General features: G+C 69.7%; 17 protein-coding genes and 3 pseudogenes. 13 read left to right on the top strand and 7 right to left on the bottom strand.

The features are described 5' to 3' along the window. Positions 1-63 precede the first annotated feature (63 nt). The 3 genes and pseudogenes from AC07AL_RS35370 to AC07AL_RS35360 all read left to right on the top strand — a co-directional run. Positions 64-366, top strand: a complete 303-nt coding sequence (locus AC07AL_RS35370; protein WP_400812458.1) for a hypothetical protein — start codon at positions 64-66, stop codon at positions 364-366. 39 nt (positions 367-405) lie between these two features. Further along, positions 406-819 (top strand): hypothetical protein, encoded by a 414-nt coding sequence (locus AC07AL_RS35365; RefSeq protein ID WP_400812438.1) that lies wholly within the window; start codon positions 406-408, stop codon positions 817-819. A gap of 85 nt (positions 820-904) precedes the next feature. Further along, positions 905-1,087: pseudogene (locus AC07AL_RS35360) on the top strand (IS701 family transposase); the annotation flags it as partial. A gap of 74 nt (positions 1,088-1,161) precedes the next feature. On the opposite strand, the gene AC07AL_RS35355 reads toward AC07AL_RS35360, so the two are convergent. The 4 genes from AC07AL_RS35355 to AC07AL_RS35340 all read right to left on the bottom strand — a co-directional run bounded on the left by AC07AL_RS35355 (position 1,162) and on the right by AC07AL_RS35340 (position 4,597). Further along, entirely contained in the window at positions 1,162-1,542 is a 381-nt protein-coding gene (locus tag AC07AL_RS35355) for a hypothetical protein (RefSeq protein ID WP_400812434.1), read from the bottom strand. A gap of 124 nt (positions 1,543-1,666) precedes the next feature. Beyond that, entirely contained in the window at positions 1,667-2,848 is a 1,182-nt protein-coding gene (locus tag AC07AL_RS35350; protein ID WP_478319378.1) for a sensor histidine kinase, read from the bottom strand. Positions 2,849-2,872: 24 nt separating this feature from the next. Then, positions 2,873-3,814 (bottom strand): acyltransferase family protein, encoded by a 942-nt coding sequence (locus tag AC07AL_RS35345; RefSeq protein WP_478319377.1) that lies wholly within the window; start codon positions 3,812-3,814, stop codon positions 2,873-2,875. 120 nt (positions 3,815-3,934) lie between these two features. Continuing rightward, positions 3,935-4,597 carry a response regulator gene (locus AC07AL_RS35340; protein ID WP_478319393.1) on the bottom strand — a complete coding sequence of 221 codons (663 nt, stop codon included), beginning with the start codon at positions 4,595-4,597 and terminating at the stop codon, positions 3,935-3,937. A 32-nt stretch (positions 4,598-4,629) separates the two neighbouring features. On the opposite strand from AC07AL_RS35340, the gene AC07AL_RS35335 reads away from it, so the two are divergent. From AC07AL_RS35335 to AC07AL_RS35315, 5 genes are all read left to right on the top strand, one after another. Beyond that, positions 4,630-5,367: an HAD family hydrolase gene (locus tag AC07AL_RS35335; protein ID WP_478319392.1), complete on the top strand. Its 738-nt coding sequence runs from the start codon at positions 4,630-4,632 to the stop codon at positions 5,365-5,367. Continuing rightward, positions 5,253-5,876 (top strand): aminotransferase class I/II-fold pyridoxal phosphate-dependent enzyme, encoded by a 624-nt coding sequence (locus tag AC07AL_RS35330; RefSeq protein WP_478319391.1) that lies wholly within the window; start codon positions 5,253-5,255, stop codon positions 5,874-5,876. Before AC07AL_RS35335 ends, AC07AL_RS35330 begins: the two co-directional genes overlap by 115 nt. Continuing rightward, positions 5,873-6,229 (top strand): hypothetical protein, encoded by a 357-nt coding sequence (locus AC07AL_RS35325; RefSeq protein ID WP_478319376.1) that lies wholly within the window; start codon positions 5,873-5,875, stop codon positions 6,227-6,229. The genes AC07AL_RS35330 and AC07AL_RS35325 overlap by 4 nt, the downstream gene beginning before the upstream one ends. A 140-nt stretch (positions 6,230-6,369) precedes the next feature. Continuing rightward, on the top strand, positions 6,370-6,510 hold the full coding sequence (locus tag AC07AL_RS35320; protein WP_400812422.1) for a hypothetical protein: 141 nt from the start codon (positions 6,370-6,372) through the stop codon (positions 6,508-6,510). A 314-nt stretch (positions 6,511-6,824) separates the two neighbouring features. Continuing rightward, on the top strand, positions 6,825-7,163 hold the full coding sequence (locus tag AC07AL_RS35315) for a hypothetical protein (RefSeq protein WP_400812420.1): 339 nt from the start codon (positions 6,825-6,827) through the stop codon (positions 7,161-7,163). A gap of 185 nt (positions 7,164-7,348) precedes the next feature. Here the strand turns inward: AC07AL_RS35315 and AC07AL_RS35310 are convergent, their stop codons facing one another. Next, the gene (locus AC07AL_RS35310) at positions 7,349-7,489 is read right to left on the bottom strand and encodes a hypothetical protein (protein ID WP_478319375.1); all 141 of its coding nucleotides are present in this window, start codon (positions 7,487-7,489) and stop codon (positions 7,349-7,351) included. A gap of 718 nt (positions 7,490-8,207) precedes the next feature. Here AC07AL_RS35310 and AC07AL_RS35305 point away from each other — a divergent pair. From AC07AL_RS35305 to AC07AL_RS35290, 4 genes and pseudogenes are all read left to right on the top strand, one after another. Further along, positions 8,208-8,609 (top strand): annotated as a pseudogene (locus AC07AL_RS35305) (metallophosphoesterase); the annotation flags it as partial. A gap of 220 nt (positions 8,610-8,829) precedes the next feature. Then, positions 8,830-9,261, top strand: coding sequence for a hypothetical protein (locus tag AC07AL_RS35300; protein ID WP_478319396.1), 432 nt, complete (start codon positions 8,830-8,832; stop codon positions 9,259-9,261). A 361-nt stretch (positions 9,262-9,622) separates the two neighbouring features. Then, positions 9,623-10,396, top strand: coding sequence for an ABC transporter substrate-binding protein (locus tag AC07AL_RS35295; protein WP_478319374.1), 774 nt, complete (start codon positions 9,623-9,625; stop codon positions 10,394-10,396). 115 nt (positions 10,397-10,511) lie between these two features. Next, complete coding sequence (locus AC07AL_RS35290; RefSeq protein ID WP_363633156.1) at positions 10,512-11,165, top strand: SGNH/GDSL hydrolase family protein; 654 nt, start codon at positions 10,512-10,514, stop codon at positions 11,163-11,165. Positions 11,166-12,119: 954 nt separating this feature from the next. Here AC07AL_RS35290 and AC07AL_RS35285 read toward each other — a convergent pair. After that, complete coding sequence (locus AC07AL_RS35285) at positions 12,120-12,368, bottom strand: DUF5302 domain-containing protein (RefSeq protein ID WP_363586091.1); 249 nt, start codon at positions 12,366-12,368, stop codon at positions 12,120-12,122. Continuing rightward, the gene (locus tag AC07AL_RS35280) at positions 12,365-12,685 is read right to left on the bottom strand and encodes a hypothetical protein (protein ID WP_363633155.1); all 321 of its coding nucleotides are present in this window, start codon (positions 12,683-12,685) and stop codon (positions 12,365-12,367) included. Before AC07AL_RS35280 ends, AC07AL_RS35285 begins: the two co-directional genes overlap by 4 nt. A 287-nt stretch (positions 12,686-12,972) precedes the next feature. Between AC07AL_RS35280 and AC07AL_RS35275 the strand changes: the two are divergent. Next, positions 12,973-13,152 (top strand): annotated as a pseudogene (locus AC07AL_RS35275) (IS30 family transposase); the annotation flags it as partial. Positions 13,153-13,243 lie beyond the last annotated feature (91 nt).

Raw genomic sequence — 13,243 nt, 5'->3', positions numbered from 1 at the left:
GGAATTCGACGCCGCAGCAGTTGGAGAGCAAAGCACCGCCATTATGGGCTCGTGAACACATGGATGCGCTGCTACTGGGGCGAGGAAGATGTCTGGTTCTACTTCGAGGTGGACGCCGAAGGCTGGGTGACCCGGCAGGTCGAACTCCAAGGGCCGGAGCTGACCCCGATCGCAGCAGCCTCCCTCGACGAATGGCAGCAGGCCCACGACGCAGGCCGCCTCGATGAGTACGACGGCAGGTTCGGGATCACAGCCGAGCTGCCCGTCTCAGAATGGGAAGGCCACGACCCCGAGCAACTCACCGCCGAGGAGTTCGAGGAAGTCTGGGGTCCTGCCCGTCGGCAGATTGCATCCCGGCCCTGCTGACCTCTCGGCCCTGCGGAGGCTTCCTGGCATCATCTCGGCATGACCCCGACCCTTCCCCGCACCGTCCGAGCCGTCGACACCGCTCAGCTCCTGGACCTGGCCCAGGAGGCCGCCATGCACGGCTTCAGCCAGCGGCTCCCGGTCGACTGGCTTCAAGAGCACCTCGCCGCAGAGGCGACGCACTACCTGTTCCCTACGCTCATACAGCGGCTGAGGCACCGTCCCGAGGTGCCGCTGCAGTGGAGGTGTCAGCAACTGCTGACCGTCAGGACCGGCGAACAGATCTGGGGTCTGCTCGACGTCCTTCCCGAGACCTTCGACAAGCTTCCGGAGACCTTGGACACGGCGTCCAAGAAGGACATCGTCAGCCGCATCGAGCGAGCAGTGACCCAGCGCGAGTGGGTGGAACGGATGGCTGCTGATCCAGACCCTGAGGAAATGCCACTGAACTGAGATACGAGCACCCGGACATGGGCTGAGACAGCCCAGGAACTCCCTGGTCAGGGCTGTGCTCTATGACACGAGCCGCGAGATCCTACAGGGGCCCACACCGACCCCACCAGCCCCACCCGGCCTGCTGGCCCAAAGCCATCCGCGCCGTCCGGGCCTGGCTCGACCCCTGGATCACCCTCCAACGCTGCTGGCGCGCCCGGACCAACGCACCCCCACCACCCGAACTCCAAGCCCTCATCGACGCCGTCGCCACCGGCCGCCCACTTGATCTCTACTCCCCGGTATAACAAACCACCGGTAGTTCGAGCATCGTCTCTCTCTTCCCCGTCGGACCGGTCGGCCTCAGCCCTTGAGGTCCGTCTCCTTGCCATCGCGCGTCACGGCGACGCCGCGGGGCACCTCCACCCGGAACTTGGCGTCGCAGTTGGCCAGTCCGGTGCACTGCGCCTGGAGTTCGAGGGTTCCCTCCTCCAGCGTCCAGATCTCCTTGGCGTCACCGACCTTGGCCTTGTCGAACCAGCGGGTGACCTTGACGTCCTTGCGGTCGGCCGGGACGAGGTCGGTGGGGATGCCGTGCGCCTTCACGTTCAGGGACTTGCCGCTGAACTCGAAGGCCTTGTCCTCGGGCGCGGCGTCCGAGGCCTTGGCGCAGCCCGTCAACGGGATGAGGGCGGCCACGGCGAGAGCGAGCAGGGCGGGTGTCGCCTTCGGGCGAGAAATCACCGGTACCTCCGGGAGTCTGGGATCGGGCACGGTGGAGATCCTCGCCGATCCGCGGCCGCCTGCCATCTGCCGTTCGGCAGATATTCGCGCCGTACGCGGGCGGTCTCCGAGCCGTCGGGACCGGTCAGCCCCGGCCCGTCCGGTCGGGTCGCAGCGGCAGTTCCCCGCGGACGCGCCAGCCGCGGGCGTGCGGGCCGGTGGACAGGTCGCCGCCGAGGGCGCCGATCCGCTCGGACAAGCCGGCCAGGCCGGTGCCACCGCCGCCGGGGCGGCGGGCCAGCAGGCCGCCGGGGCCGCCCTGCCGTCCGCTGTCGGTGACGGTGACCCGCAGGGCGGGGCCCGGGACGCGAACCACCTCCACCTCCAGCCGGGCCGCGCTCGGGGCGTGCCGGCGGACGTTGGTCAGCGCCTCCAGGACGACGCGGTAGGCCGCGTCCTGGATCTCGCGCGGGGCGGCTCCCTCCAGGCCCGGCTCCAGTTCGAGGGAGCCGCCGGTCGTGCCGGACGCCAGGAAGCGCTCGACCAGCTCCGGGAGGTCGGCGAGGCCGTGGACCTTGGTCGGCGGAGGTTCGGCGAGCGTGGGTGCCTCCGGGTCGCGCAGCGTCTGCAGGGTGTGGTCCATCGAGTCCAGCGCCCGCAGGCCGGCCGCCTCCAGGCGGGACAGGAGCTCTCTGCTCTGTTCTTCGTCGTAGGCGCTGACCTGGGCGGCCTGGACCTCCAGCAGGATCCCGGTCAGCTCGTGGGCGACGAAGTCGTGGAGATCCCTGCCCACGTCGAGCCGCTGCTCCCGGCGGGCGCGCTGGACGGCGCGGGCCCGCTGGTCGTCCTGGACCCGCAGGTAGAACCCGACGCCGACGGCGCAGGCCACCGGGAACGTCGCCATGGCGACGGCGACCACCGACGGCCCGAGGACCGTCTGCGGCAGCCGGAGGGTGAAGCGCAGCGGGAGGGCCATCAGGGCGAGTGCCAACGCCGAACCGACCAGGGCGACTTGGCGGACCGGCGCCCGCCGGATCACCTGCCAGGTCAGCACCAGCATGGCCGCGAATTCGACCGGGAGCCACGGCAGCACCAACCCCCGCGGTCCGGGATAGACGGCGTCCGTGACGAGCGAGAGCCCCGCGACCAGGCCGGCCGCCAGGACCGGGGCGACCGGACCCAGCGGCCGGCGCAGGATCGCGGTCGCCATCGCCGCGACGGCGACCACGACCACGATCCACGCACTCGGTGGGGCGATCACCGCCGGAGCCGCGATCAGTGCCGTCGCCGTCGCACACACCGTGCGGCGGCGATGCGCATCAGGCATCAGTTCGGTCTGCACGGGCCGAGCCTACGCACGGCAGGGGAACAGTGCGCCCTCCGACAGATGACCGATCGTCAGGCATCTGCCGTTCGGCAGATCTTTTCGGCACGACCGGACAGCATAGTTGAGCACGATGCGCCGCCCGGCCATCTCCCCGGCGGCGAGAGAGGCCGTGAGCAGGCCCATCGGGATCACCGTGGCCGCGCTGAGCCGGTACAGGTACGGCAGTTGCTGCCCGATCACGTAGCCGACCACGAGCAGCGGCACCGCCACGAGCGGTCGCATCCAGTCGATCCAGCGGCCCGTCAGCACGATCCGCGCCAGCAGCATCCCGAGCAGGCACTCCGCCAGGCGGGTGAGCGGGAAGAAGTACACCACCCAGTACTGGTCGATCGACACCCCGAAGAGCGGCATGGGACGGTCGTCCGCGACGAAGTTCTGCGCCACCACCGGCACCAGGACGGTGACCAGCACGCAGGCTCCGGCCCAGAGCCAGAGCAGACCCGGCCGGATCCGCTCGATCAGCCGGTACAGCAGTGGGAAGAGCGCGTAGACGGCCAGGTCCGCCGAGAGCGACCAGGTGACGGTGTTGCCGACGTCGAAGTACGAGGGGTCGGGCACCCACGCCTGGAGCAGCAGGGCCTGGGCGCCGAGTCCTGACCAGTCGGTCAGGTCGCCGTAGTGGCCGATCAGCAGGATCACCGCCACCAGGGCGACCCAGTGGCTGGGGAAGATTCTGAACAGCCGCCGGCGCCAGAACCTGCCGACGCCGTCGGCCGGGCGGTACGACCAGGTCAGCACGAATCCGCTGAGGACGAAGAAGTACGACACCGCGACGTGCCCGGAGGTGCCGAGGGCGTTCAGGTAGTCCCAGTCCGTCCGGGCGTTGTCGAAGATTCCCTCCAACGAACTGTGGAAGAGGAAGACCGGAATCATCGCGAGGAATCGCAGACCGGTCAGTGAGTCCAATCGGGTTCGGTTTGTTCGATCGTGCATGGGGGTGCCTTTCGCCGTTTCGGTGCCGCATGTGCACCGGACCGGCCACCCTGATCCGCGATGACTTCGGCACTCGACGTGCGAAGGAACACCTCACTCGGCCAATCGACCGGTCGCGTATCCCATCTCGAAGGCGCGCACGGCGATTCCGACCCTGTTCTTGACGCCCAGCTTGCGCTGAATGCTCGCCACGTGGGTCTTCACCGTGCCCGCCGAGATGAACAGTTCCCCGGCGATGTCGGAGTTCGTCTTCCCCTCGGCCACCTTCCCCGCGATCTCCGTCTCCCGCCCGGTCAGCGACTCGGCCATGGCCGGGCCGCCCGGACGGACGCCGGTGACGTGCTTGAGCAGCCGGACCGTGATGGAGGGGCTGATCAGACTATCGCCCGCCACCGCGGCCCGGACCGCCTCGACCAGCAAGGTCGGGCCCGAGCGCTTGAGCAGAAATCCGGAGGCGCCGTGGCGCAGCGCCGGGTACACGTATTCGTCCAGATCGAAGGTGGTGACGACGACCACCTTGATCGGAGGCGTCGCCGAGGGGCCGGCGATCAGGCGGACCACCTCCAGACCGTCCATGCGTGGCATCCGGATGTCCACCAGCGCCACGTCCGGCCGGAGCCGGCGCGCCGCTTCGACCGCGGCGACGCCGTCCGCTGCTTCGCCGACCACCTCCATGTCCGGTTGGTTCTCAAGGATCCGCCGCATTCCGCGGCGGACCATCTCCTGGTCGTCTGCGAGCAGTAATCGAATGGTCACAGCCAGGAATTCTGTCATAGCGGCGGACCGGGGTGCTCCGGTCCGCCGGGTGGCAGCACATCGTCGTGTCGAACCACGTCCCCGAGCTGCCCGCCATCCTCCACGCCCTCGGCGTCACCCCGAGGCTGACGGCCACCATCAACTCGGCCGCCACCGGCCACGAGAAGCCCCACCCGGAGACATTCCGCCTCGCCCGGCTGGCGGCCGGCCCCGGCCCGCTGTGGATGGTCGGCGACAACCCCCACGCGGACATCGCCGGAGCCCAAGCCGCCGGTATCAACGCCATCTGGGTCCAGCGCCCCAGCCCCCGCGCCATACCGGACCTGCCCGCCGCGGCCCGCCTCGTCCTCGAACACCATGGCGAAGACCGGGGACTGCGCTGGGAAATCCCGCCCGCCCAGCCGAACGTCCCCTCGTCACCCGCCCGATCGGCTGGTCTCCCACCGTCTGCAACGCAGACGCCCGGCCAGCGCCCCGGACCAGGCGCGCGAAAGCCGGGCATGCACCAGACCAACCCCGCACCGGCCCAGGCCCGAGTGTCTCACCGCGTTCGCCCGCCTGCGCGCCGGATCCCCCCCCCCAGGACGCGTTCGAGATCGGCGAAGGCTGCAACTTCTACCCGCCCTCGCCCGATCTCGGACGCCACCTCGGCGTCCTGCTGCACAACCTCGCCGCCCGCAGCAGCCTGTCCCGCTACTCCGATCCCTTCAACGGAGGAGCCAAGGCGGCCTTCGCCGAACTCACCTCGGCCCGGCTCGGAATTCCTCTGACCCGCCAGGACATCACCTTCGTCCAGGGCGGCACCGAAGCCGTCAGCCTGACCATCGGTCACCTCGCGGCCACCGGCCACAGCCTCACCCTGCCGATCCCGAACTACTACGGCTTCGACCAGTCCGCGGCACGCTGGGGCGCACCCGTCGCGGCCTACTACCGCCACGACGGCGCCGTCCACCTCAACGGCGCCCAGCCCGACCGCCCGAGTGCCCTCGTCGAAGTCCTGCCGAACGGCGTCACCGGAACGCTCTTCACCCGACCGAACGGCTGCCCGGACTTCACCCTCCTCGATCCCGTGTTCCAACTCGGCGCCCACCACGAGCCCATCGTCCTGGAGGCCGCGATCCAGGCCCGGATGCAGGAACTCGCCCTCACCCACAGCGCGGTCATCATGACCGCCTCGAAGGACCTCGCGATGCCGGGCCTGCGCGGCGCCGCGATCATCACCCGCAACCGCGCACTGCAGCAGCACCTGGCCTGCCCAACCTTCCCGACACCGCCGTGACCCACCAGGTACACGCCCACCTGGACGCCATGGCCCAGCGCTTCCGCAGCAACAGCGAGCTGCTCACCGGACCGGCCAGCCCGCTCGCCTTCACCGACGGCCTGGTCTCCATCGCCGGGTACTCCGCGTTCCCGCAACTGCACCTCCAGAACGCGGACTTCCTGGACTGGGTCCACCGGTGCGCCGTGAACGGGCTGCGCCTGAACCCCACGGTCCTCCACGCCGGCACCGCCGCCGCCTGGAGGGCTCTTCACCCCGGCCGGTACCTGCGAGTCAACCTGTCCGAGTCCGCGGCACGAACGGCGACGGGACTGCAACGGCTGCACACCGAGCTGGAGCGTGCGAGGCAGTGAAGACCCCAACCGAGCAGGCGGCACCAGCCCTTTCCTTCAAGGCACCTGGAGGTGGAACATGATGATCACGCTCGTGTTGGTGCCGTACGTCGGAACCGGTTGGGAGGTCCTCGCACACGCCGCAGCGGATGCACCGGGACATGGCGCTGCACGGAGTCGGCGGCACGGACACCACTACGCGCGTGGTCTTCGCCGCCGCGTACCTGTTCGTTCTGCTGGTGTGGCCGGTCAACCTCTGCCACTGGATTCGACACCAGCGCGTGATCGGCCGACCGGACTGACCAAGGGGCAAGGGGCACGCGAAGCCAGAGGGGAACACGGATCACGCAGGGCGGGATCCTCGCCGGCCTGAGTGCTGGGCCGACCGAGCCCCGGGGATGGGCCGATGTGTGGGCTCTCACGCCCGGGAGCCGAAGGCTGTCCATCAACTCGCCGTTCCAACACGAGAGTTTCCCTGAAGTGATGACAAGGATACGGACACGCCCACGGGCGGGCGCGGTCCCGCGCACGCCGCCTCCTTCACCCAAGGGACGATTGTCCGGTGGGATCGCGGTCGCGTTCCGATCGCGGATCTCATCTGTCGGGGCTTCCACACTTGGCTTCCTGGCATTACGTCAGGTCTTCACGACGGTCCTGGCCGCGCGCCCTGGACGGCGCGCCCATCGCCTCGATCACCGACACGCTGCGCGGAGCTCTGCTCGACCTGGCCGCCCATCTCGACCCGCGCGGCTGCGGAACCGACGCCAACGGCGCTGTCGTCAGCGTGTTGCGCCTGATCGTCGCCGCGGCCTACAACACTGCCGAACCCGGCGAAGAGGCGGGGCTCCTGTACGTCACACCAGCCATCGTCGGACTCAAGGGACGGCCGGTATGGCTGGAGCGCCGACGGGCCGGCGGGCCGATCACGACCAGGTTTCCCGCCGATCGCTGCTGACCGGCATCCTGTCCCAGAGGAGGGCCTGGTGCATACCATTGTCCAGGTGCCGCTCGGAGATCACCAGTGGACGAGGGTAGGAAGGCCTGCAGCGCAGGTCAGTCAGAGCCGGGAAGCAGCGCGAGGAGAGCGGTGGTCCCGGGCCGCCGCCCGCAGGATCTCGGCCTGGCGAGGACGACGCCGCCCTATCGGACCCGGTGCCTCTCCTCGCCGGTGGCCTTCGGCGCCCGGCCCCACATCCACGCGCCCCCGGCGAGGACGGCCAGCACTCCCAGCACTCCCATGCCAGCGGTCCAGCCCATCCGCTCCAGGACCGCGACGATCAACCCCGCCAGCCCTTCCCCGCCGGGGTTCTACCCCGGGGCCGGTGGCTCACCGTCCGCCAGCAGGCCGAACACCGCGCCGCGCGCTACCTGACTACCTGTCATCTGCATCTCCATCCCCTGGGGAGCCCCGCCCGGCAGACCGCCTCACAGCCTGCCGGGCGCTCCCCCGTGTGTGACCACTCCGCACGGAGCGTCAAGTGTGCGTGCTGACGTGGACAACTGCCGCCTACCGCGTTTCAGTTCCGCCACTGGTCAGGACAGGTGAAGCCAGGGCGATACCGTCGCCTTGGCCACCGGGTCGACTTCCGGCACCTCAACACCCTGGGCATCGTCGGACACTGGACCGGGCGGTCAAACTTCGGCGAGACAACCACCGCTCAGTCAAACTTCGCTGAGACGGGTCAGCGTACGACGCTTCCCGTCGAGGTGTCGTACGCGGTGTGATGGCCGACCGACAGAATCCGCTGACCTGCAGTGGCTGCAAGCGTATCCGCTTCGGTTCCCGTCCGGCCGAAGATCGTTTCCCGTTGGGCAATCGGTGTGGGATTGGTGTGAGTTTGCCAGGCGGGGAACTGCCCGTGCCGGACAGCGACAGTCAGGCGGGTCCGTGCTTCGCACGCATCTCCTCCGGCGAAAGGCGTGATCATCGCGGCGAGGCAGTGTCGTCAAAGTGATTTCGTGGCCCCGCATCGCAAGCCAGCGGCCGGTAGAGATTTGTATGAATGCCATTTGGCAGTCGTGCCACTTCTCTACCTTGGGAGCGTCCTTCGACGAACCTGTGGTCTTTCCTCACCAAGCGAGGGCGCATGAAGCGACACACGAACCCGGCCGCTCCGAACACCGGAACCATCGGCATCGTCCAGATATCCGACCTGCACCTCCGGGACGCTCCGGGGCCCGGAGCTTCGTCGGTCACGAACCCGACGACGGGCTCGCCGCCGTCCTCGCGGACGCGAAGCAGGCGATCACGGACGCCGCGCTGGTGGTCGCCACCGGAGACCTGACGGACATCGGCGAGCCGGTCGCGTACGAGCGGATGGGCGAGGTCCTGGACGCACTCCCCACCCCGGTCTACTGCCTCGCCGGCAACCACGACCGGCAGGACACACTGCAGGCCTGCCTGCCCCGCCCCAACGTCCACGTGGAGCCCGCTGTCCGGCTCGGGAACTGGCTGATGTTGTTCCTCGACACCAACGCGCACGGCCGCGAGGCCGCCGCCGACGGCACCTACCGCGACCGCGACGACCGGGTGCACGCGGCCCGCCCAGCCCGGCCTCACCCCGGTCGAGGAGGAACGCGCCCGCGCGATCCTGGCCACCACCCGGGCGGAACACGTCTTCGTGTGGCTTCACCAGCCGCCGCTGCTCCAGACCGCCCCGGACGTCCAGAGCTACCGCGAACTCACCGCACTGATGAGCGACTTCCCCAAGATTCGCGCGATCGGCGCCGGCCACCTGCACGGTGACCTGTCCGGCGAGTTCGAGGGGCGCCCCGTGTACGTGTGCCCGTCGACCTTCTTCAGCATCGACCACCTGAACCGGACCTTCCAGGGCCCCGGCTACCGCACCTACACCCTGCATCCCGACGGTCGCGTCGACAGCGAGGTCCACACCGTGTCCGGCGGGATCACCGACACCATGCGTGCCGCGCCGCTCCCCGTCTTCCTCGCCGACCTGCTGGCGGGCCGGATCACCGGAGAGGAGCTCCAGGCCCTGAGCGACGCCGAGTTCGAGGAACGCTTCGGCGAACCGCGCCCGATGCGCCGGCCGTAAGCCCGTACAGCACCGAACCGCGGTAGGCCGCACCTCCGCATCACGCGCTCCCTGGTCGAGGCCTTTGGCTGCGGGCCCGCCCCGGCCGGCATCTCCTGTCCACCCCGTCTCCGCGCGGCGCGTCGGACAGGTCGCCTTCCCCGGCGGCTACGACTACGGCCTGAGATAGGGCCTGCCTCGCCAGCAGAGCCCGCCCCGGGACGGCCGGCACCCCGTGCCGACCGCCCGGGGTGCCGGTCCAAGCCGGGGGCGGGGCCGGATCTGCGCCCTGCAAGTCTCGATGCCGTGGAGCGACGCCACTTTTCTATGGTTGGTCGCGACGGCAGCCGAACGGGCACGCCTCCGAGGAGACCGAGGAACCATGAAACGGCACAAGCACGTTCTGACAGCGGCCATCTGCACCGTCCCCCTCGCACTCACCGCCGGCGCCTGCTCGGCCTCCGACGACCCGGTGTCCGACGGCTCCGCCCAGGCCGCCCCGGCCGCCGACGGCCCGGCGACCGACGGCAGCACACTCAGAGTCGGCCTGGACCACCCGTTCGCCAAGCTCGACCCGGCCGACGGCACACTGACCTCGCTCCCCGTGCTGGTCCTCGCCAACGCGCTGTACGACCCGCTGATGGTCACCGGCGACAACGGCGCCGTGAAGCCGTATCTGGCCAAGGCCTTCACCTCCAACGCGGACGCCACTGCCTGGACCCTGGAGCTGCGCGAAGGCGTGAAGTTCAGCGACGGCAAGCCGCTGGACGCCCAGGCCGTGGCCGACCACGTCAACCGGCTGACCAAGCCGGAGAGCAAGTGCTCCTGCGCCACCGACGCCGCCACCATCGGCGGCATGACGGTGAACAGCCCGACCAGCGTCGTCTTCACCCTCAAGACTCCGAACGCGGCCTTCCCCAACCTGTTCACCCGCTCCCTCGGCTACGTCTTCCAGGCCCCAGCCGGCGACGCACCCGCAGTCGGCTCCGGCCCGTCCACCGTGGAGAGCGTCCAGCCGGGCGTCTCGGTGACCGTCGCCCGCAACCCCTCCTACTGGGGCGACAAGGGCCACGCCGACAAGCTCGTCTACCGGGTGCTGCCCGACGCCGACAGCCGCTACCAGTCGCTGCGCTCCGGCCACACCGACCTGATCTGAGCCGAGACGCCCGCCCAGCTCAAGCAGGCCCCCGCAGACGGACTGCGCGTCGCCACCGGCCCCAGCTCCACCTCCACCATCCTGGCGACTCCTACGCCGCGGGCACCGGTTCGTCGTGGACAGCTATCTCGACGACACCTGCCACCGCAGCGCGGCCGCCTACCCCTCCCTGTTCGCCCAGCAGACGGCACCGGCCTCATTCAGCTTCCAGGCGTGCGGCGGAGCCGTCACCACCGACGTCCCGGCCACCCAGCTCGCCCCGCTCAGCCCGACCACCACCCTGGTCAGCTTGACCGTCGGCGGCAACGACGTCGACTTCAAGGACGTCATGCGGAGCTGCCAGTTCGGCGGCGACAACACCTGCGTCGGCGCCGTCGACACGGCCGAACAGACCGCCCGCACTCAGCTGCCGGCCCGCCTCGACGCCGTGTACAGCGCGGTACGGGAGCGTGCGTCCGGTGCCCGTGTCGTGGTCACCGGCTACCCGCGGTTCTTCAACCCGGCCAGCCCCAGCCTCTGCGCCGGTATGGGCGCCACCAAGCGTGCCGCGCTCAACCGAGGGGCCGACACGCTCAACAGCGTCATCGAGGGCGAGGTCGCCAAGTGCGCCGGATTCGTCTACCAGGACGTGGCCACCCCGTTCGCCGGCCACGAGCTCTGCGACGCGGCTCCGTTCCTCAACGGCCTCATTCTCAATTCCGGCTCGTACCACCCCAACGCCGCCGGCCAGGCAAACGGCTATCTTCCCGCTCTGCGCGCCGACCTCTGAACACCCACACCTGCCGGCGCCACCCGCCCCTCCCTCTGGCCCGCCCCACGAACCCCGCCTGACTAGCAACGACGCTTCCGGCCTCTCGCATGCTCGGAGGGCTGGAAGCGTTCCCAAGCAGCAATACGGCTGGTCAACCCGACATAGTGTCGCGTTGACCAGCCACATTGGGTCGGTTGACCGTGATCGGCACCGGAGTAGTCACTTCCATGAACCCCGCCAAGCGAGTCTGCTCTCGTGCGTCCATCCCCGCCGCTGAAGGCCTTCCGCCCGCGGCGGGGAGCGGCCGATGCCTCGCGGAATCGCCTACGGCTTGGTCAACCGCCGGTGCCACCAGGGGCAGCTCGGCAAGTCCCACCAAGGGCTGGTCAACCATCGGGACGCATACGGATCCGGCAAGGTGCGACGCTCGAACTCTGCGTCGAGCCTGGCCACGATCTGGCTCAGTTCACGGCGTGCAGCCGACGGCAGTGCATCGAGCATGGCTTGCACATTGTCCCGGCCCCCAAGCACATCGTGGCACGGGCAATCCGCCAACGGCACGTAGAGCCAGCGGCCGGGCTGGCGCAGGAACCGCTCGTACTGGCCGAGCGCCGAGCAGGAACAGCACGGTCACGCTGTCCAGACGCTCGAGTGCGTCGTGCCCGGGCCCCAGGTGTCGGGCGGCGCGGAGCAGCAGGGCGAGGGCGGCGGGTGCGGTGGCCGGGACCAGGGCGGCGAGACACAGGGACGTGCCCGTCACCAGGATGGCGGCGCTGTAGAGGAGGGCGGCGGTGCTCGGCGGGACGGCCTCCGGGGCCGGCACCCGGCGCCGCCTTCTCCACGTGCCCTGCCGATCCCCGGCAGGCAAGGCCCCGCACTCGGCGCACTCGAACGAAGACCTTGCCTGTCGCGTACAGCTACGGCCGCCCGGTCAGGACCAGGCCTGGCGGCCACCGGCGTGAACCGGACTCATCAACCACCGCTCTTGCGGCGGAAGTTGCGCTTGCCGCCCACCGCGCCGTGAGCGCCGTGGATCTTCGAGTCGCCACTCGGGCCGCCGGCCGCGCTATCGGACTTGGCGCCGTGCTTGCGCTCCAGAGCGGCGAGGAACCGGGCCTTGACGTCGTCCTGGGTGGCTGGCGCGGGGGCCTCGGCAGCCTCCGTGGCCTCCGGGCTCTCGGTGTTCTCCGGGTTCTCAGATGACTTCACGTCGCTGCTCATGTAGAACCTCTTCCTTGAGGGATGGTGGCGGTTGTTGACTTCACGCACACCATGTCATGCCCAAGCGCCCCATCTGCGGGTGGGTACCGATCCTGTACGGACAGAACCTGCGGTCGAGTGACGGTCGGGATGGCGGGGACCTCACCGGCCAGGGCGTCGAGATCGCCGAGTTGCTCGGGTCGGATGACGGCGCCGTCCAGCAGCTCGGTGGTCAGCCGCTCCTGGCCGCGGGCCATCGCCTCGGTGCAGCCGTCCTCGATCAGTCGCCGTAGCAGGCCGATGACGCCGCCGGTGCGGCGGAACAGGTACTCGGGCATGGCTCCGCAGGTGAGCATCCCCGGCTGGGCGCGAAGGAGGCACAGCTGATCCTCGATCCCGGCCAGGTGGTCGACGAGCGCGCGGATCTTGGCGGGGGTCGTGTACGCGAACGGATCGAGGTCGACGAGGTCGAAGCGGCGCTCGGTCTGGGTGGCGGCCGCAGGGTTGTGGCTTCGGCCGCGCCGGATGTCGGGGACGATCAGCTGACTCGTGGCGGGGTCGATGGGCGACCGGGGCGAACGCGTCGCGGGTGCCGGGCATGGGCTCGGTGTGCGGGGCGAGCTGGCGGTGGACCTCGCGCCACAGGAACGGCCTGCTGCGGCAGTACTTCCCGAAGGGCACCGACCTGTCGGTCCACACCCCCGAACAGCTGGCCGCCGTCGCCGACCAGCTCAACCGCCGCCCACGCAAAACGCTCGGCTGGGAAACCCCAGCCGAGCGTCTGGCTAAACTCATCGCGGCCTAGTAGGGCTTGGTCAGGTTTGTGCGGTAGTGGCGTGTCTGTTGGTGGGTTGTGTCGTTGGTGGTGTGTGACACCTGAGGAGATGGCCGGGGTC

Source organism: Kitasatospora sp. NPDC043949, from assembly GCF_056435365.1.
Note: the sequence above shows the minus strand (reverse complement) of the source record. Positions and strands in the feature narration are given on the sequence as shown.

Excerpts from the sequence above, each read along its gene's own strand:
- AC07AL_RS35370 (WP_400812458.1), top strand. The coding sequence starts at position 64 with ATGCGCTGCTACTGGGGCGAGGAAGATGTCTGGTTCTACTTCGAGGTG.
- AC07AL_RS35365 (WP_400812438.1), top strand. The coding sequence starts at position 406 with ATGACCCCGACCCTTCCCCGCACCGTCCGAGCCGTCGACACCGCTCAG.
- AC07AL_RS35350 (WP_478319378.1), bottom strand. The coding sequence starts at position 2,848 with ATGCCTGATGCGCATCGCCGCCGCACGGTGTGTGCGACGGCGACGGCA.
- AC07AL_RS35320 (WP_400812422.1), top strand. The coding sequence starts at position 6,370 with ATGGCGCTGCACGGAGTCGGCGGCACGGACACCACTACGCGCGTGGTC.
- AC07AL_RS35295 (WP_478319374.1), top strand. The coding sequence starts at position 9,623 with ATGAAACGGCACAAGCACGTTCTGACAGCGGCCATCTGCACCGTCCCC.
- AC07AL_RS35285 (WP_363586091.1), bottom strand. The coding sequence starts at position 12,368 with ATGAGCAGCGACGTGAAGTCATCTGAGAACCCGGAGAACACCGAGAGC.
- AC07AL_RS35280 (WP_363633155.1), bottom strand. The coding sequence starts at position 12,685 with ATGCCCGAGTACCTGTTCCGCCGCACCGGCGGCGTCATCGGCCTGCTA.